This is a genomic window from Agrobacterium leguminum (assembly GCF_015704895.1).
GTDB lineage: Bacteria > Pseudomonadota > Alphaproteobacteria > Rhizobiales > Rhizobiaceae > Agrobacterium > Agrobacterium leguminum.
On sequence record NZ_JADQWB010000015.1, the window covers coordinates 93,467 to 110,925 of the forward strand.

Below are 17,459 nucleotides of genomic sequence, written 5' to 3' on the forward strand. Positions count from 1 at the left end.
ATGGACGCAAAATTCGGACGTCTTGCCCACGCGCTTCTGCTGACACTGCTTTACCTGTTTCTTCTGGCGCCGATCATCGTCGTCCTGATTATTTCCTTCGATACGCGGCAATATCTGGCTTTTCCGCCGGAAAGCCTGTCCTTCGGCTCCTATGCCAAGGTTTTCGCCAATGCCAAATTCATCGGCGCCTTCTGGCGCAGCCTCGGTATCGGTCTTCTTGTCGGTTTCGTCTCGATCTTCGCGGGGCTGCTTCTGTCGCTGGCGCTCTCACGGCACGAATTTCGCGGCAAAGGGGCGATCAATTTCCTCATCCTCGCACCCTTCCTCGTGCCGCATATCGTGCTCGCCGTCGGCGTGATGCTGGTGCTCGGGCCGCTTGGCCTGCTGGATAGCTATACCGGCATTTTCCTCGCGCATCTTGGCATCACCACGCCCTATACGGTGCGCACCATCACCATGAGCCTGATGGCGGTGGATCGGCGTGTCGAGGAGGCGGCGCGCGTTCATGGCGCATCGCCCGCCATGGTGCTGTGGCGCATCACCCTGCCGCTGGTCCGACCCGGCCTCATCGCCGGTGCGGTCATCGCCTTCCTGATTTCTTTCGATGAGGCGACGATCTCGCTCTTCATCGTCTCGGTCAAATCCTCGACGCTACCGACGGAAATCTATCATTATCTGGAATATTCCACCGATCCGCAGATTGCTGCTCTCTCCGTTATCCTCATCCTGATTTCGGTCATCGTCGTGGTGGCGGTGGAGCGGTTGATCGGGCTGCGCAAGGTGCTGTGACATGACGATGGTGAAAGTGGCAGCCGGTACATTGCAGGGCAGTCTGGAAAACGGAATTCACGCCTTTCTCGGTGTGCCCTATGCCGCGCCCGTCACGCCCGAACGCCGCTTTGAAGCGCCCCAGCCCGTGTCGCCATGGCAGGGCGCGCGGGACGCCACCCGGTTCGGCCCCGTCTGCCCGCAAATTCCCACTTACGGCCCGGTGGGCACTGCCGCGACCTCGAAACTGGCCTTCGGCGAGGACTTCCTCACCGTCAATATTCGCACGCCCGATCCGGCGGGCAGGGCGCCCGTGCTGTTCTGGATCCATGGCGGCGGTTACGCGGTCGGTTCCGCCAATGAACCGGTGCTGCAGAGCGGCGCCTTCGCGGCAAGCGGCATCGTTGAGGTCACGGTCAATTATCGCCTTGGCGCGCTCGGTTTCCTCCATCTTGAAGGCAGGCCCGACAATCGCGGTCTGCTCGATCTTGTCGCCGCACTCAAATGGGTGCGTGACAATATTGCCGCCTTCGGTGGCGACCCGGACCGGGTGACGCTGGCCGGGCGCTCGGCGGGCGGCTTTGCCGTTGCGGCGCTGATGGCCATGCCGGGCGCGCAGGGGCTTTTCCACCGGGCCATGCCGCAGAGCGGCGCAAGCACGGGCATCGCCTCGATGGAGGATGCCGCCAAACTGACGCGCCGGTTTCTGGAGGCTGCAAATGCCGATGAGGCTTCGCTTGCAGCCCTGCCCATTCACCGGCTGCTCGAAATTCAGCGCGATCTCTGCAACCAGTCCTATGAGCAGCATGATTTCGTCCGCGACGGCGCAGCCTCGATGCTCGGCGTGCCCTTCGTCCCGGTTGTCGATGGGGTAAGCCTGCCGGAACATCCGGAAACTGCCGCACGCGAAGCCCGCATCGCCGCCGTGCCGATGATGATCGGCTGCACGACGGGAGAATATGTGACCCATGCGACGGCGCAGCCGAAAATGGATTTCGCGCTTTGTGCGGAATTGCTGCATGAGCGGGTTTTGCCGCGTGGCCTCACCGGCTCCCTTATTGTCGAGCGTTATCGAAGGGCTCTGCCAGGCCACAGCCCACGCGGCATCTGGCGCGCGGTTGCCGGCGATCTCGTCTTCCAGCTTCCGGCGATCCGTTTCGCCGGGCTGCATGCCCGTTTCAATCCGGTCTATAAATATCTCTACGGCCCGCTGGAGGCCGATGAGCTGGGCGCGCCGCACGGGGCGGAGGTCGGCTCGGTCTGGTATCGCGATGGTTCGAATGGCCGCGAACTGCCCGAGCGCCAGCGGGTGGCGGATGCGGGCTTCGCAGGAGCGATCCACGATCTGTGGGCCTCTTTCATAAAGGACGAACGGCCCCGTGCCCCGAATGGTGAGTGGCCGCTATATCGTGCCGAAAAACCAATGGTTCTGCGGGCGGGCCCGGCCGGGTTTGGCGTTACTCCCGATCCTTTCGACGGGCGCGAGGCGCTCTGGCTGCCGGCTGGCCATGAGGATCGCGGGCCGGTATAGCGCTTGGTGACGATGAGGCAGAAACACAGGTCTTGAATACAGGTCTTGGGGCGGAGTGGAAAATGGCGTCTGACTATCTCGATACGCGGCAGCTCGAGGCTTTCGTGGCCGTGGTGTCGATCGGCAGCATCACCGGCGCGGCCAAGGCGCTGGGCAAGTCTCAACCCGTCGTGACGCGCCTCATTCAGGACCTTGAGGGTGAAATCGGCTTCGCGCTGCTGCACCGCAACGGTCCCCGCATCACGCCCACCGAAAAGGGCGTCGCCTTTTTCGCGCAGGCGGAACTGTTCCTCGGCGGTCTCAGAACGATCGGCGAAAGCGCAAGGCGCATTCACGCGGCGCGCCGCACGGCCATCGAGGTCGCTTCCATTCCGGCGATTGCCGCAAGCCTCCTGCCACGGGCGCTCGCCGCCCTGCCGGCCGACCGGTTTCCCGATCACGTGCATCTCCAGAGCATTTCTTCGGAAAATGTCGTGCAGGCGGTGATGGCGGGCACGGCGGATCTCGGCGCCGTCAGCCTGCCGCTCGACAATCCTGGTGTCGACATTCACTGGCTGGGGGAGGTGCCGTGCGTGGCCGTGGTGGCGGAAGATCATCCGCTCGCCGGGAAAACGGTCATCTCCGCCGAAGACCTTGCCGGAAACCGGCTCATCGCTTCGGCAAACCCCTTTCGCCTGCGCATGCGGATCAACGATGTGCTTTCCAGCCTCGGCGTCGACCTTTCCTCCGTGATCGACAGCAATGCGACCTATGTTTCGCTTTCGCTGGCGCGCATGGGTCTCGGTGTCGCAATCGTCGAATCGATTACCCTCTGGGGCCTGCCGGTGGAGGGTGTTCGCGTCATACCGCTCTCGTTCCACATCCCGTTCCAGTGGGGCCTCGTGACGGCGGCCGGCCGGCCGGTTATCTTCGAGGTGGAGCAGCTCGTGGCCACGGCAAGACGGCTGGTGGTGGATATTCCCCAAGCAATTATTTACGATAAAATATCGCAAATTCAGAATTTTGATTGAATTTCCTGATGTAATTTGTGCGTTCCGCAAGCCGCAAGCCGCAAGCCGCAAGCCGCAAGCCGAAAGCCGCCAGTAGTATAATGTTCCCAAATCCGGCCGGACTCGGCCCGGCCCAATCCGATCCCGTGCGGCGGACTATATCCGAGACTGCAGCGGACGCGCTTTGCGCGGTCGCCGGAGCACTTTTGAGTAAAAAGCGAAATCGCTTTCACGTCCGGACAATGCGTTAAAACAGAAGGCCAGGGCACTCCTCCGCGAACCCCCGTTCACGCGAAATCTTCTAGACCGCCAGCAGTTTCTCGTTGCCGATGCGGGTGGTTTCGACGGCGCCCTCGGTTTCGATCCGTTTTCCCGTGGCCGGATCGAAGAAATGAAGGTGGGCGGCGGGGAGATCGAGGTGGATGCGCTGGCCGGGTTTTACCGAGAGGTCCTCACCGATGGCGGCGGAGAAGGTCTCGCCGGCGATATCGGCATGGACGATGCGGCCCGAGCCCAGTTCTTCGACGAAATCCACGACTGCCGGCACGCCGGCGCCATCCGTGCTGACCACACACTGTTCCGGGCGAATGCCGACGGTCACGTCGCGGCCGCGCAGTTCCAGCGCGGTTTCGGGGAAGAGCTTTACGGGCGTGCCATGCAGCATCACGGCGGGGGATTCCACCTCCACCCTCGTGCTGAACAGGTTCATGGCAGGTGAGCCGATGAAAGAGGCAACGAAGGTGCTGGCCGGGCGGTGATAGATATCCAGCGGATGGCCGACCTGCTCGACATTACCCTTGTTCATCACCACCAGCCGGTCGGCCAGCGTCATGGCCTCCACCTGATCGTGGGTGACGAAGATGGAAGTGGCGGAGAGGCGCTGGTGCAGCTTGCGGATTTCCGCGCGCATGGTCACGCGCAGCTTGGCGTCGAGGTTGGAGAGCGGCTCGTCGAAGAGAAACACCGCAGGTTCGCGGATGATGGCGCGGGCCATGGCGACGCGCTGGCGCTGGCCGCCGGAAAGGGCCGCGGGCTTGCGCTCCAGATAATCGGAAAGGCCGACGATCTTTGCGGTCTCCTCGATGCGGCGCTGGCGTTCGGCCTTGGGAACGCCGGCGACCTTCAGCGCATAGCCGATATTGCCGGCCACCGACATATGCGGATAAAGCGCGTAGTTCTGAAACACCATGGCGCAGCCGCGTTCGCGCGGCTCCAGCGTGTTGACCACCCGCCCGCCAATGGCGATCTCGCCGGAGGTGATGTCCTCCAGACCGGCGATCATGCGCAGAAGCGTGGATTTGCCGCAGCCCGACGGGCCGAGGATGACGACGAATTCGCCGGAGTCGAAGGTGAGGTCCACGCCGTGCAGGGTGGGCGTCTTGCCATAGGATTTGCGGACCTGGCGGATATCGATCTGAGCCATGATGGGAAACCTTGTTGTTGAAAGCCGCGCTGTTACTTGTCGGACGAGACGAGGCCGCGGACGAACCAGCGTTGCAGGAAGGCCACGACGAGAAGCGGCGGCAGGATGATGATGAGGGAACCGGCCAGCGTGACGTTCCAGTCCGGCGTGCCGTCATCGGCGGGCAGAAGCGCGCGCAGCGACATCATTACCGTCTTGTAGGACGGATCGGTGACCATAAGGAGCGGCCACAGATACTGGTTCCAGGCGTAAACGAACATGATGGTGGTGAGCGCCAGCATGTTGGTGCGTGACAGCGGCAGCAGCATGTCCACGAAGAAACGCGCGGCACCCGAGCCGTCCATGCGCGCGGCCTCCGCCAGCTCGTCCGGGATCGTCATGAAGAACTGCCGGTAGAGAAAGGTGCCGGTGGCGGTGGCGATCAGCGGCAGGGTGAGGCCGGCATAGGAGTTCAGCAGGTTCCATTCCAAGGTGACCTCAATGCCGAACAGGCCGAGGATGGAGCGGAACGGCTGGAAAAGATCGGCGGCGACGGAATAGGTCGGCACCACGCGCACTTCGAGCGGCAGCATCAGGGTGATGAACACCGTCCAGAAGAACAGGTGCCTGAGCGGCGAGCGGAAGAATACGATGGCGAAGGCGGTGAAGGCCGAAAGGGCCACCTTGCCGACGGTCACCAGCGTCGCCATGATCATGCTGTTGAGGAGGGCGTTGCCGAGATTGGCGCGTTGCCAGGCCGCTTGCGCATTGGTGAAGAATTCGCCCTGCGGCATGAAGTTGAAAGGGACGCTGTTGACCTGCTGGACCGACTGGCTGGCGCCGGAAATGACGACGATGAAGGGGCCGATGAGCAGGAAGAAGCCGGCCACCATGATCGCATAGGTCAGGGCGTCGGCATAGGGTGTGCGCTGGATCATCGCCGCCTCACTTGTAATGGACTTGCCGCTCGACGAAGCGGAACTGGATGAAGGTGAAGACCATGATGAGGCCGATGAGGACGAGGCTCTGCGCCGAGGCGCCGGAATAGTTCAGCCCCTCGAAGGCCTCGCTGACGATGCGGTACACCATCACTTCGGTGGCGTGGTTGGGGCCGCCCTCGGTGGTGGAGGCGACGATGCCGAACGTATCGGCGCCGACGAAACCCTCGGTCATCATGATGACGGTGAGGAAGAACAGGGTCGGGGCCAGCAGCGGCACCTGAATGTCGATGGCGCGGCGAATGGGCCCGGAACCGTCCATGGCGGCGGCCTCCGTCAGCGAACGCGGCACGGATTGCAGGCCGGCGAACAGGAAGATGAAGGTGTAACCCGCCCATTTCCAGATGAAGATGACGATGACGAGGGTGAGCGCGTGCTCGCCGTATTTGGCCGGGTTCCAGATATCGGGCCACCAGGAATTCAGCGATGCGGCGATGCCGCGTTCCGGCGACAGGATGAAGCGGAAGGCCATGCCGGCGGCGGGACCGGCAATCGCATAGGGCAGGATATAAAGCACCCGGAAAAAGCCGGAGCCGGGAAGCTGGCGATCGACCGCAAGGGCGAGCACAAGGCCGATGAGGATCGCGAAAAACGGACCGGCGACCGCAAAGATCAGGCTGGTGAGGATCGACTGCCAATAGAGCGGATCGCCGAAGGTTTCGATGAAATTGGCTAAACCGACGAATTCCGCCTGGCCGCCGAAGGGCGGCTCCAGGGTGAATGCCCAGTTCAGCACCGCCGCGACCGGCCAATAGAAGAACAGAAGGATAAGCAGAAACTGCGGCAGGGCGAAGAGCACAGGCAGCCATGTGCTTTTGAAGACGGTACGCTTTTCCATTGGAGTCCGGCAGGGTTCGAGATTTCGGCGGGCCTGCCCGAACGACTGTCCGGACAGGCCTTTGACGGCGATGAAAGAACGCTTAGTTCAGCTTGGCGCCTTCATAGGTCTTTTCGAAGCGGCGAAGGCCGGTGTTGGCGCGCTCGACGGCCTTGTCGAGTTCGGCCTGGACATCGGCGTTCTGCATGAAGATGGCTTCGAGCGAGGTCGAGAGTTCCTTGCGGATCTGCGTGAAGTTGCCGAGGCGGATGCCGCGGGTATATTCGGAAGGCGGCGTAAACGTCAGGCTTTCGATGGCCTTTTCGCGGCCCTTATAGGGGGCCTTGTCGTAAAAACCGTTGGCCTTCATGGCGTCGAAGCCGGTCTTGGTAACCGGGATGTAGCCGGTGACTGTCGACCACCACTCAACCATGTCAGGCTGGGCGATGAAGTTCAGGAATGCGGCAGCACCCTTGTATTCGGCGTCCGGACGACCGGCCATGACCCACAGCGAAGCGCCGCCGACCAGCGAGTTGTGACGCTCCGTGCCCTTCCAGATCGGGAGCATGGCGACGTCCCACTTGACGCCTTCCGGCATGGACTTGCCGACGGTGCCGTGGCTGGCGATCGAGGACATGAACATCTGGCAGGTCTGCGAGGTGAAGGCGGGCAGGATGTCCATGCCGAGCTGCTTGGTCTTGACGACGAACAGCTTCTCGTCCTGCATCTTCTTGAAGAACTTGACCTGATCGACGAACTTGGTCTTGTTGATCGTCAGTTCCGCGTCCAGACCCTGATAGCCGTTGGCCTTGGTGGCGATGGGCTGGTTGTGGATGGCGGAGAACTGCTCCATCAGCATCCAGGTGTCGAAGTTGAAGGCGAGCGGGCATTCGAAACCGGCGGCCTTCAGCTTCTTGGAAGCGTCTTCAACCTGTTCCCAGGTGTCGGGCTTGAAGGTGATGCCGGCTTTTTCGAAAGCGTCGACATTGTAATAGAAGACAGCGGTGGAGGAGTTGTAGGGGAACGAGTTCAGCTCACCGGCGGCCGTGGCGTAATAATTGGCGATGCCGGGGAAATAATTGTTCCAGTCGATCTTGTAGCCATTGTCGGCCATCAGCTTCTTGGCGGGAACGAAAGCCTTGGACAGCATCATGTCCAGCGTGCCGGCGTCATAAATCTGGGTGATGGCGGGCTGCTTCTTGGCGCGATAGGCGGCAATGGTGTTCTGCAGGGTGGATTCGTAATCGTTCTGCGAGGTGCATACGATCTCGAATTCGGCCTGGGAGTCGTTGAACTTCTTGCAGGTTTCCTGGACGCGGTCGCCGAGATCGCCGGAAAGGCCGTACCAGAATTCGAACTTGGTCTTTTCTGCCTGGGCGGCGGTGGCGCCGAAGGCGGCGGCGATGGCGACGCCGGCCACGAAGGAAGTCAGAGCGGAAGATTTCATGAGTTGAGCCCCGTTGATGGAATGATGGCCTGCTCGGCAAGGACCTCATGTCCCCGGCACGTAGCCACGGGCTCTGCTAACAGCCGTCTTTGACGGATGGCTTACAGTTTGTTGAACGTTTTATGATGACTGGCCGCGCAGCCGATTCTGCGCGGCGAAAAAAGTGCGACAAATACGGAAAACCGGCATTTAAGCTTATTTATCAGTATCTTCCTGTTTTTGGCTCGCCTCGCTACTTGTTGCTGAACAGCTTCCTCCAGTCAACCGCGACGTGCAGCCTCGATGGCGGCGACGTCGATTTTCTTCATATCCATCATCGCGTCGAAGGCGCGCTTGGCCTCCGCGCCGCCTGCGGCCATGGCGTCCATCAGCACGCGCGGCGTGATCTGCCAGGAAACGCCCCATTTGTCCTTGCACCAGCCGCAGGCACTTTCCTCGCCGCCGTTGCCGACGATGGCGTTCCAGTAACGGTCGGTTTCTTCCTGATCTTCGGTCGATATCTGGAACGAGAAAGCCTCGCTCTGCTTGAAGACCGGCCCGCCATTGAGGCCGATGCAGGAAACGCCTGCCACGGTGAACTGCACCGTCAGCACATCTCCCTTCTTGCCGGAGGGATAGTCGCTCGGCGCATGGTGAACGCCGGTTACCGCGCTATCCGGAAAGGTTTCGGCATAAAATCTGGCCGCGGCCTCGGCATCCTTGTCGTACCAGATACAGATCGTGTTCTTTTCCATTTGTGTGTTCCTCCCAAATTGAAATCGTCGTGGTGCCGGCGCGGAAATTCGCCGGTCATTGCCGGTTCCCCATTCGGTATAGAATGCGACCATGCGCCGAACGTTCCCAAAAAAAGGCGGCGAGAGAAAACCGGCAGGCAACACACTGCCACGGTATCTGCAACTTCAGATGACGAACATCAACTTTATCCTTAAATATTATTTAACAATGTAACCATAATATTCACGAATGATTTTGAATAGAAATCATCCCTTTTCATCGGAGAAACGCGCGTGAGTATTCTTGATCGTGGTGCCAATGCTTTTGCGGTTCTCGCCGCGCTTTCCAAATCCCAGGCCATCATTGAATTCGATCTTTCGGGAAAAATTCTCAACGCCAACGAGAATTTCTGTCGGGCGCTCGGTTATGAGCTTTCGGAAATCGTCGGCAGGCACCACAGCATGTTCGTGGAACCTGCGGTCGTGTCCTCGCAGGATTACAAGGCCTTCTGGTCCAAGCTTTCGGCCGGCCAGTTCGATCAGCGGCAATATAAGCGTATCGGCAAGGGCGGCCGGGAAGTCTGGATCGAGGCGTCCTACAATCCGGTGTTTCGTCGCGGCAAGCCGGTGAAAGTGGTCAAGATCGCCACCGATATTACCGACCGCAAGCTGAAGGCGGCGGAAGATGCGGGTAAGATCGATGCCCTGTCACGGGCGCAGGCGATTATCGAATTCTCCCCGAACGGCGACGTTTTGACCGCAAACGAGAATTTTCTGGCCGCGCTCGGTTATTCGCTGGCGGAAGTGCAGGGCAGGCACCATTCCATGTTCTGCGAACCGGCCTATACGCAGTCGCCGCAATATAAGCAGTTCTGGGAAAGGCTGGCCGGCGGCGATCTCGTGGCGGACGAGTTCATGCGGCTTGGCAAGGGCGGCCGCAAGGTCTTCATTCAGGCGTCCTATAACCCGATCTTCGATCTCAACGGCAAGGTGTTCAAGGTCGTCAAATTCGCGACCGACGTGACCGGCCGCGTCGAAAACGTCGAAAAGCTGGCGCAGTGCCTCACCGATCTGGCCGAGGGCGATCTTGCCCAGAGCATCGACAAACCCTTCATCCCTTCGCTTGAAAGATTGCGCACGGATTTCAACGCGGCTTCGGAAAAGCTGAAAAGGGCCATGACGCTGGTGTCTGAAAATGCCGGCGCCATTTCGTCCGGTTCCAACGAGATCAGGTCCGCTGCCGACGATCTCGCCAGACGCACGGAGCAGCAGGCCGCCTCCATCGAGGAGACGGCAGCCGCGCTCGAAGAAATCACCACCGCCGTCAACGATTCGAGCCGCCGTGCCGAAGAGGCCGGCAAGATCGTCGCCCGTGCCCGTGACCATGCGGAACATTCGGGCCAGGTGGTGCGCGATGCGATCGGCGCCATGGACCAGATCGAAAAATCATCGCGCGAGATTTCCAACATTATCGGCGTGATCGACGAAATCGCCTTCCAGACCAATCTTCTGGCATTGAATGCAGGCGTGGAAGCCGCCCGCGCGGGTGAAGCGGGCAAGGGTTTTGCCGTGGTTGCGCAGGAGGTTCGCGAACTCGCGCAGCGTTCCGCAACGGCCGCCAAGGAAATCAAGAGCCTGATCAATGCTTCCGGCGCGCAGGTGGAAAACGGCGTCGGCCTCGTCACCAGGGCGGGTTCGGCCCTGCAGGAAATCGCCGAGCAGGTGCGGGATATCAACACCAATGTCGTGGCGATTGTCGATGCCGCACGCGAACAGTCCACGGCGCTTGCGGAAATCAATCAGGCGGTCAACACCGTCGATCAGGGCACCCAGCAGAACGCCGCCATGGTCGAGGAGCAGACCGCCGCAAGCCACAGCCTTGCGCGGGAAGCGGCGGCCCTGTTCGAACTTCTCGGGCAATTCCGGTTCGAGGACGCTCCGCGCTCCTCCGCCTCCGCGCGTAGCGGATTCGAGCAGCAATCCGCGCCGGTGAGCTCGCATCGCAGCGCATCCCGCCCGCTTGCGGCGCGCGGTTCCGCTGCGGTTGCCGTCAAGCATGAGGAGTGGCAGGACTTCTAGAGTGAGACCTCAGTTGCTTTGAAGCCGGTGGTGAGCCCACATTCTCTCATCATCGGCACTGTGCCACTGTCGTCCGGTTTAAATTCCGGACGGTCCGCAGCACCCTTTAAAGTCAGCTGCGGAGTATCAACATTCTCTCGGCGTCATCCTCGGCCTTGTGCCGAGGATCTAATCACGTTTAATAAAATCAATACGTTGCAGATCCTCGGGACAGGCCCGAGGATGACGTCGGCGTGATTGGCTCGACTTGCCTTCCCATCCGATCACGCCAGTCCATTCGATGTTCGATACGTGATGACAAGCCGGAAAGCTGGGCATATCTTCCGGATTGGCCGATAATCGGCACATCGCTTCTGGAATTTTCGGGGACTTTCGCTTGGCAGGGATATCGACAAGCCGCATGGCTCTTGCCCTGTGTCTGCTGACCGCAGCCTTCGGCGCGGCGCGAGCCGAACAGCCCGCCGGGGAAAAAGCCTCCTGCGCCTATACACATGATGTCGCGCCGGACCTGTGCATCAATGCCGGCAGTTACAATAACGATCTTTGCCATGCCATTGAGGTGCTCGCCGCCCGCCATGCCGTTCCGCCGGATTATTTCGCCCGGCTGATCTGGCGGGAAAGCCTGTTCCGGCCGAATGCGGTCAGTCCGAAGGGGGCGGAGGGCATTGCCCAGTTCATGCCGGGAACGGCGCGGTTGCGCGGTCTCGAAGACAGTTTCAACATCATCGCCGCGCTTGAGGCGTCTTCCCGATATCTCTCCGAATTGAACGTGCAGTTCGGCAATTTCGGCCTTGCCGCCGCAGCTTACAATGCGGGGGAGGCGGGCTTGCGGAACTTCATCGCCAACGGTCGCCTGCCCACCGAAACCCGCGATTATGTGTTCGCGATCACCGGTTATCCGGTGGAGACATGGAAGGACAATCCGCCGGAAAAGGCGGCTCCGGCGCTGGATGACAACCGTTCCTTTCTCGATGCCTGCGTGCGTCTCGCCGACACCCGCACCATGAACGATCCCGTTCTCATTGCCTCGGCCGACTGGGCACCCTGGGGCGTGCAGCTTGCGGCGCATTATAATCCGGCCGTGGCGAACCGGCTTTTCACCCGGGCGATCCTGCAGCTTTCGGAACCGCTAAATGCCGAGCGGGCTTTGATCGTGCGGCAGCGGGGCGGGAATTTCGGTTCGCGGCCGCGTTTTGCCGCCCGCATCGGCCGGGAAACCAGAGCCGAAGCCAATGCGCTTTGTGGCGATATCCGGCGGGCGGGCGTTCCCTGCACCGTGTTCCGCAACAGGTAAAAGCGGCGCGCGCCGGACCGGTAAATCGGCTTCCCGCGACAGGGCTGATCATAAGAAGTTGATCGGCTTTGCGGCCGTTCCATCTTTCCGTGCAAAATGATCGTGCCTAGATTTGCCCCCGGACGCTGGCCGACAACCGGGGCCGGTGACGTTTTTTAGGGAATGATCTGGAAATGAGATGGCTTGAAAGAGGATGTCTGGCGGCCGTGCTGGTCGTCGTTGCGGCGTGCACCAGCGCCGGCGAGACGGAGATTTCCCGCACTGTCGCAGGTTTCGTGGGGCAACCGCGCGAGGCCGCAATCGCCCGGCTTGGCCGCCCGAACAAGGTCATCATCGAAAACGGTGAAACCGAATCCTACTGGCTGAAAGTCGATAGGGAGACCTATGCCGGCCTCAGCAACAGGCGCGAAGTCAAGACCGTCGACGGGCAGGCGCAGGTCTCGGAAACCGAGGGCATGAAGATCAAGGAACATCGCCGCGACTGCATCATCAAGATAACCGCGGATGCCGCCTCCATCGTCAGGACGAGCGAGATCATCGGCAATCCGGCCAATTGCGAAAACCTTCTCGACAGGCAGGCTTCCTGAGGAACCGCTGTCGCGGTCGCTCCGGTTGCCGAAGCCTCAAAGCTCCATCTTGATGGTCAACATATATTCGGTGCCCTTCGCCCGGTCACGCGTGCGGGAGACTTCAAGCGTGACTTTGTCCAGCTTGTGCCCAAGGGTTTCCTTGATGGTTCCTCCCGGCGTATCTTCGCGCCGGAACGAGGTGTCGCCGTAACCGACGCCGATTTTGCGGGTAATGGCGCTCTCCGTGTAGGTTCTTCCGAACATGGCGGAAGCCTGGCCGCTGCGCACCGTCGTTTCGAAGCCGCGGGATTCGATGTCGCGATAGGCCGAGGCGGCAATCGAATTGTCCGAACTGCTATAGCTGCCGCCGGCGCTTATTCTGGCGAGCCGATGGCCGTCATGTTCCAGGGAAAAATTGCCGTCGGCCGAAGGTCCGAAACGCCCGCCGTTCATGGCGTCCTTATAGGTGAAGCGGAAGCGGCCGCTGCGTGCGTCCACCTGATAATTATAGGAGGCGTCGCCGCTGCGGATCTGGATGCCCGGCGCCGGCTCGCTGCCGAGAATCGGCGACACCTTGTCCGCGAACTGGAACAGGGGTTTGGTGACCTCTTCGAATTCCGACTTTGACAATGCCAGCGGCTTGCCATCCGGGTCGAACTTCCCGACCGCGAGGCACGGGCGCTGGTTGATGATGCTCTTCAGGGCAAAGACCGTGCAATTGTCGCTTGTCGTACCGGCAATCGCGGCGTGGACGGAATTGCGCAGGGTGTAACTGCCGCAGCAGGAGAAGGCCTCGTTGTCGAGGCTCGCATCGCGCGTATAGCCGGTAAAGACAATGCCGCTCGCCCCGTTGGTAAGGCCTGCATTGGCGAAATGCGGCCCGCTTTGCAGCGGAAACAGCTTCAGCCGGCTCTGGTCAGCGAGCGTTTTCGGGTTGGAAGGCGATGGAAGCGGCATTCTTCTTCTCTCCTGAAACACGGGAACGGTGCGCTTTTTTTACCATCGTAAATTGAAGCCGCAACCCTTAACTGTACCCCGTGAGATATGCCGTTTCTGTGGATGAGAGCGACCGCTGTTGTTACTGTGAGCCTGTGCGCATATGTTGGAATACTCAATCTTGATTTCCGGGCAAGGCGGACAGGCGCATAATGACCTCCCAGTTGGATTTTTTCGCACCCGCGGCAGCGCGGCTTCCGCAGGCTGAAAGAGGGCGAAAAGCCGGTGGTCGCGAAACGGCCCAAAAGACCGGTACGGACGATGAGGCCCTTGCCGCATATCTTGAATCCACCGGTAATTATCGTGTCCTGCGCCGGCTGCAGCCGCGCGCGGTCGTCGATCGGCCAAGGCCGGAGTTTGCCCGTCAGGGTGTGATCCTCGATACGGAAACGACGGGTCTCGACCATCGCACCGACGAGATCATCGAAATCGGCGTCATCGCCTTCACATTCGACGATAACGGCACAATCGGCGATGTCACTGGCATCTATGGCGGGTTGCGGCAGCCGGGTATCGCCATTCCCGAAGAAATCACGCGCCTGACCGGTATTACCGACGAGATGGTCGCGGGACAGTCGATAGACATGGACCGGCTGACCTCCCTCATTGCCCATGCCGATCTGATCATCGCCCACAATGCCGGTTTCGACCGCCCCTTTTGCGAGGCCTTCTCGCCGATCTTCAGGGACAAGGCATGGGCCTGCTCCGTTTCGGAAATAGACTGGCGCTTGCGTGGTTTCGAGGGCAACAAGCTCGGTTATCTGATCGGCCAATCCGGCTATTTCCACGATGGCCATCGCGCCGTGGACGATTGTTTCGCCCTGCTGGAAGTGCTGGAGCAGACGCGCCCCGGCCAGAGCAGCACGCCCTTTGCCGAACTCCATGAGGCGAGCCGGCGCTCAAGGGTGCGCCTCTACGCGGAAAACAGCCCGTTCGACATGAAGGATCATCTGAAAAAGCGGGGCTATCGCTGGTCGGACGGTTCCGATGGCCGGCCGAAATCCTGGTGGGTGGAACTGCCGGAGGAAAAGCTCGAAGAGGAACTTCATTTCCTGCGGACCGAAATTTACCGCTGGGATGCCGATCCCACCGTCAAATATCTCACCGCTTTCGACCGGTTCAAGGCCGGGTGAAGCGCGGGATATTTCGGGTTCGCAGATTGCATACAATTTCTGCAATGAATCGAAAACAATCGATGTAAAATTGGGCAGGTCCGCGCAAGGCTTTCCGAAGCGCAGAAAAATATCGTTTTACATCAATGGCTAAGCCGATTGGCACGGCTCCTGCATGACAAAGACGTCGCAGGAGAGTGTTTATGAGCAAAGCCGCAGCAATCGACATCGCGTCCGTATCCAAGATTTACGGCAACACCACCGCCGTGCATGCGATAAGCCTCAAGATTCCGGCCGGGAGTTATTGCTGCCTGCTCGGCCCGTCGGGCTGCGGCAAGACCTCGACATTGCGGATGATTGCCGGCCACGAAAGCATCTCCAGCGGCGATGTCCGGCTCGGCAATACAGTCGTCACCGATCTGCCGCCCGCCCGGCGCGGCACGGCGATGATGTTCCAGTCCTATGCGCTGTTTCCGCACCTCGATCTCGTCGACAATGTCGCCTTCAGCCTCAAGATGAAGGGCGTGGACAAGGAAACCCGCCGGGCGAAGGCGCTCGAGATGCTGCGGCTGATGCAGCTCGAACCCTATGCCAGCCGCCGTCCGGCCCAGCTTTCCGGCGGCCAGCAACAGCGCGTGGCGCTGGCGCGTGCGCTGATTACCGATCCCGAGGCGCTGCTGCTGGACGAGCCGCTTTCGGCGCTCGATCCGTTTCTCAAGATCCGCATGCGCGCCGAGCTGAAGAAGCTGCAGACCTCGCTCGGCATTACCTTCGTTCACGTCACCCACAGCCAGGAAGAGGCCATGGCGCTGGCCGATATCATCGTCGTCATGAATGACGGCCGCATCGAACAGGCGGCCACCCCGCGCGAGGTGTTCGAGCATCCCGCCACCGCCTTCGTTGCCCGCTTCATGGGCGACCACAATGTCATTTCCGGGCGTTACCGGGAAAAAACGGGCGATCTCGTCACGCTCGAAGTGGCGGGCGGCGGCACTTTCACGGCAAGCGGCGTCGCCCCGGATGACGGCGCGGTCGATATCGCCGTGCGCACCGACCGGGTGCGCGTCGGTGAAGCAGACCAGCCGGGCCTCGGTTTCACCGGCATCGTCTCGAATGTCGAATATCGCGGCGCAAGCGTGAAGATCGCCGTAACCGGCGCGGGCATCGAGGATTTCAACGTCATCCTCAGCGATGCCGCCTTCTTCGAAAACCCGGTCAGGACCGGCGACGCCATACCGCTTTCATGGAATGCGGCCGATGCCATCGTGCTCGGCCGGGTAGAGAAGTGACCCCAAAAATAACCAGAGGAGAACTTTGAAATGACCGATACCACCAACAGCAAAAAGGGCCTGTCCCGCCGCGGCCTCCTGAAGGCGGGAGCAGCCGCCACGGGTGCGGCAATCGGCTCCGGCCTCATCACCGGCTTCCCGACCATCTGGGCGCAGAACCCGATCACTATCCGCCAGTTCGGCACGGGTGTGTCGAACCTCAACGCCATTGCCGAAAAGTGCAAGGCCGATCTCGGCATCACGCTCGAAATGACGGCGACGGATTCCGACGCCGCCGCCCAGCGCGCCGTCACCCAGCCGAATTCCTACGATATTGCCGATATCGAATACTGGATCCTGAAGAAGGTCTATCCGGCCGGCGTCATCCAGCCGATGGAAATCAAGAAGCTGAAATATTACGACAAGATCGTGCCGCTGTTCAAAAACGGCAAGCTGAAGCCGGACAGCGTCGTGGCGCAGGGCACGGCCCCGCACACGGTCGGTTTCGTCGAAAAGCCTGGCGACAAGACATTTGCGAAGGGCGAGACCGATTATTTCACCATGGTCCCGACCATCTACAATGCCGATACGCTCGGCATCCGCCCCGATCTCGTCGGCCGCGATATCTCCAGCTGGGCCGATATCATGGACCCGAAGTTCAAGGGCAAGACCTCCATTCTCAACATTCCCTCCATCGGCATCATGGATGCGGCGATGATCATGGAAGCCATGGGCAACATCAAATATGCCGACAAGGGCAACATGACCAAGGAGGAGATCGACAAGACCATCGACTTCCTCATCAAGGCCAAGAAGGACGGCCAGTTCCGCGCCTTCTGGAAGAGCTTCGACGAAAGCGTCAACCTCATGGCCTCGGGCGAAGTCATCATCCAGTCCATGTGGTCGCCCGCCGTCGCCGCGGTCCGTTCCAAGGGCATCGCCTGCAAATACCAGCCGCTGAAGGAAGGTTATCGCTCCTGGGGCGGCGGTCTTGGCCTTGCCAAGCACCTCTCGGGCGCGAAACTCGATGCGGCCTATGAATATATCAACTGGTACACCTCGGGCTGGGTCGGCGCTTACCTCAACCGTCAGGGTTATTATTCCGCCGCCATGGAAACGGCCAAGGAGCACATGAGCGCCGACGAGTGGGGCTACTGGGTCGAAGGCAAGCCGGCGCAGGGCGATATCATCGCGCCCGACGGCAAGGTCATGGAAAAGGCCGGCGCGGTGCGCGATGGCGGCTCCTTCGAGGAACGCATGGGCAAGGTCGCGTGCTGGAACTCCGTCATGGATGAAGACCGCTACATGGTCCGCCGCTGGAACGAATTCATCGCGGCTTAGTACCCGAAACGGTTAAGATCGGTGGCGTTGGCTGCCGGTCTTGACAGCAACAGAGCCTCTAAACTCTCCGTCATCCTCGGGCTTGTCCCGAGGATCTAACGACCCACCACATCAAACGTGGTTGGATCCTCGGGA

16 protein-coding genes are annotated in these 17,459 nt (G+C 60.7%); 9 read left to right on the forward strand and 7 right to left on the reverse strand.

Features of this window, described 5'->3' with window-relative positions:
• From I3J13_RS19555 to I3J13_RS19565, 3 genes are all read left to right on the forward strand, one after another.
• Positions 1-789, forward strand: coding sequence for an ABC transporter permease (locus tag I3J13_RS19555; protein ID WP_059757194.1), 789 nt, complete (start codon positions 1-3; stop codon positions 787-789).
• A gap of 1 nt (position 790) precedes the next feature.
• Positions 791-2,299: a carboxylesterase/lipase family protein gene (locus tag I3J13_RS19560; protein ID WP_196379880.1), complete on the forward strand. Its 1,509-nt coding sequence runs from the start codon at positions 791-793 to the stop codon at positions 2,297-2,299.
• Positions 2,300-2,361: 62 nt separating this feature from the next.
• The gene (locus I3J13_RS19565) at positions 2,362-3,309 is read left to right on the forward strand and encodes a LysR family transcriptional regulator (protein WP_196379881.1); all 948 of its coding nucleotides are present in this window, start codon (positions 2,362-2,364) and stop codon (positions 3,307-3,309) included.
• 280 nt (positions 3,310-3,589) lie between these two features.
• On the opposite strand, the gene I3J13_RS19570 is transcribed toward I3J13_RS19565, so the two are convergent.
• From I3J13_RS19570 to I3J13_RS19590, 5 genes are all read right to left on the reverse strand, one after another.
• Positions 3,590-4,711, reverse strand: a complete 1,122-nt coding sequence (locus I3J13_RS19570) for a sn-glycerol-3-phosphate import ATP-binding protein UgpC (RefSeq protein ID WP_080854754.1) — start codon at positions 4,709-4,711, stop codon at positions 3,590-3,592.
• Between the two features lie 32 nt (positions 4,712-4,743).
• Positions 4,744-5,628: an ABC transporter permease subunit gene (locus I3J13_RS19575; RefSeq protein WP_003520206.1), complete on the reverse strand. Its 885-nt coding sequence runs from the start codon at positions 5,626-5,628 to the stop codon at positions 4,744-4,746.
• Between the two features lie 7 nt (positions 5,629-5,635).
• Positions 5,636-6,526, reverse strand: a complete 891-nt coding sequence (locus tag I3J13_RS19580; RefSeq protein ID WP_196379882.1) for a carbohydrate ABC transporter permease — start codon at positions 6,524-6,526, stop codon at positions 5,636-5,638.
• Between the two features lie 82 nt (positions 6,527-6,608).
• A complete protein-coding gene (locus I3J13_RS19585; RefSeq protein ID WP_196379883.1) occupies positions 6,609-7,952 on the reverse strand; it encodes an extracellular solute-binding protein in 1,344 nt (447 codons plus the stop codon).
• A gap of 260 nt (positions 7,953-8,212) precedes the next feature.
• The gene (locus I3J13_RS19590) at positions 8,213-8,686 is read right to left on the reverse strand and encodes a VOC family protein (protein ID WP_004432877.1); all 474 of its coding nucleotides are present in this window, start codon (positions 8,684-8,686) and stop codon (positions 8,213-8,215) included.
• 273 nt (positions 8,687-8,959) lie between these two features.
• Between I3J13_RS19590 and I3J13_RS19595 the strand changes: the two genes are divergently transcribed.
• Entirely contained in the window at positions 8,960-10,744 is a 1,785-nt protein-coding gene (locus I3J13_RS19595) for a methyl-accepting chemotaxis protein (protein WP_196379884.1), read from the forward strand.
• Between the two features lie 168 nt (positions 10,745-10,912).
• Here the strand turns inward: I3J13_RS19595 and I3J13_RS19600 are convergent, their stop codons facing one another.
• A complete protein-coding gene (locus I3J13_RS19600) occupies positions 10,913-11,146 on the reverse strand; it encodes a hypothetical protein (RefSeq protein ID WP_196379885.1) in 234 nt (77 codons plus the stop codon).
• Between I3J13_RS19600 and I3J13_RS19605 the strand changes: the two genes are divergently transcribed.
• A complete protein-coding gene (locus I3J13_RS19605) occupies positions 11,145-12,038 on the forward strand; it encodes a transglycosylase SLT domain-containing protein (RefSeq protein WP_196379886.1) in 894 nt (297 codons plus the stop codon). The two genes, I3J13_RS19600 and I3J13_RS19605, sit on opposite strands and share 2 nt — an antisense overlap.
• A gap of 173 nt (positions 12,039-12,211) precedes the next feature.
• Positions 12,212-12,625 (forward strand): hypothetical protein, encoded by a 414-nt coding sequence (locus I3J13_RS19610; RefSeq protein ID WP_174057609.1) that lies wholly within the window; start codon positions 12,212-12,214, stop codon positions 12,623-12,625.
• Positions 12,626-12,661: 36 nt separating this feature from the next.
• Here the strand turns inward: I3J13_RS19610 and I3J13_RS19615 are convergent, their stop codons facing one another.
• Positions 12,662-13,564 (reverse strand): hypothetical protein, encoded by a 903-nt coding sequence (locus I3J13_RS19615; protein ID WP_196379887.1) that lies wholly within the window; start codon positions 13,562-13,564, stop codon positions 12,662-12,664.
• Between the two features lie 191 nt (positions 13,565-13,755).
• Between I3J13_RS19615 and I3J13_RS19620 the strand changes: the two genes are divergently transcribed.
• The 3 genes from I3J13_RS19620 to I3J13_RS19630 all read left to right on the forward strand — a co-directional run bounded on the left by I3J13_RS19620 (position 13,756) and on the right by I3J13_RS19630 (position 17,324).
• On the forward strand, positions 13,756-14,736 hold the full coding sequence (locus I3J13_RS19620; protein ID WP_196379888.1) for a 3'-5' exonuclease: 981 nt from the start codon (positions 13,756-13,758) through the stop codon (positions 14,734-14,736).
• 182 nt (positions 14,737-14,918) lie between these two features.
• Positions 14,919-16,004: an ABC transporter ATP-binding protein gene (locus tag I3J13_RS19625; RefSeq protein ID WP_196379889.1), complete on the forward strand. Its 1,086-nt coding sequence runs from the start codon at positions 14,919-14,921 to the stop codon at positions 16,002-16,004.
• A gap of 30 nt (positions 16,005-16,034) precedes the next feature.
• The gene (locus I3J13_RS19630; RefSeq protein ID WP_020811719.1) at positions 16,035-17,324 is read left to right on the forward strand and encodes an ABC transporter substrate-binding protein; all 1,290 of its coding nucleotides are present in this window, start codon (positions 16,035-16,037) and stop codon (positions 17,322-17,324) included.
• Positions 17,325-17,459 lie beyond the last annotated feature (135 nt).

What these genes read in the sequence shown, in the direction of transcription:
- I3J13_RS19585 (WP_196379883.1), bottom strand. Translation starts at nt 7,952, where the DNA reads ATGAAATCTTCCGCTCTGACTTCCTTCGTGGCCGGCGTCGCCATCGCC.
- I3J13_RS19565 (WP_196379881.1), top strand. Translation starts at nt 2,362, where the DNA reads ATGGCGTCTGACTATCTCGATACGCGGCAGCTCGAGGCTTTCGTGGCC.
- I3J13_RS19600 (WP_196379885.1), bottom strand. Translation starts at nt 11,146, where the DNA reads ATGCGGCTTGTCGATATCCCTGCCAAGCGAAAGTCCCCGAAAATTCCA.
- I3J13_RS19615 (WP_196379887.1), bottom strand. Translation starts at nt 13,564, where the DNA reads ATGCCGCTTCCATCGCCTTCCAACCCGAAAACGCTCGCTGACCAGAGC.
- I3J13_RS19605 (WP_196379886.1), top strand. Translation starts at nt 11,145, where the DNA reads ATGGCTCTTGCCCTGTGTCTGCTGACCGCAGCCTTCGGCGCGGCGCGA.
- I3J13_RS19625 (WP_196379889.1), top strand. Translation starts at nt 14,919, where the DNA reads ATGAGCAAAGCCGCAGCAATCGACATCGCGTCCGTATCCAAGATTTAC.
- I3J13_RS19610 (WP_174057609.1), top strand. Translation starts at nt 12,212, where the DNA reads ATGAGATGGCTTGAAAGAGGATGTCTGGCGGCCGTGCTGGTCGTCGTT.
- I3J13_RS19620 (WP_196379888.1), top strand. Translation starts at nt 13,756, where the DNA reads ATGACCTCCCAGTTGGATTTTTTCGCACCCGCGGCAGCGCGGCTTCCG.
- I3J13_RS19570 (WP_080854754.1), bottom strand. Translation starts at nt 4,711, where the DNA reads ATGGCTCAGATCGATATCCGCCAGGTCCGCAAATCCTATGGCAAGACG.
- I3J13_RS19590 (WP_004432877.1), bottom strand. Translation starts at nt 8,686, where the DNA reads ATGGAAAAGAACACGATCTGTATCTGGTACGACAAGGATGCCGAGGCC.
- I3J13_RS19555 (WP_059757194.1), top strand. Translation starts at nt 1, where the DNA reads ATGGACGCAAAATTCGGACGTCTTGCCCACGCGCTTCTGCTGACACTG.
- I3J13_RS19575 (WP_003520206.1), bottom strand. Translation starts at nt 5,628, where the DNA reads ATGATCCAGCGCACACCCTATGCCGACGCCCTGACCTATGCGATCATG.
- I3J13_RS19580 (WP_196379882.1), bottom strand. Translation starts at nt 6,526, where the DNA reads ATGGAAAAGCGTACCGTCTTCAAAAGCACATGGCTGCCTGTGCTCTTC.
- I3J13_RS19560 (WP_196379880.1), top strand. Translation starts at nt 791, where the DNA reads ATGACGATGGTGAAAGTGGCAGCCGGTACATTGCAGGGCAGTCTGGAA.
- I3J13_RS19630 (WP_020811719.1), top strand. Translation starts at nt 16,035, where the DNA reads ATGACCGATACCACCAACAGCAAAAAGGGCCTGTCCCGCCGCGGCCTC.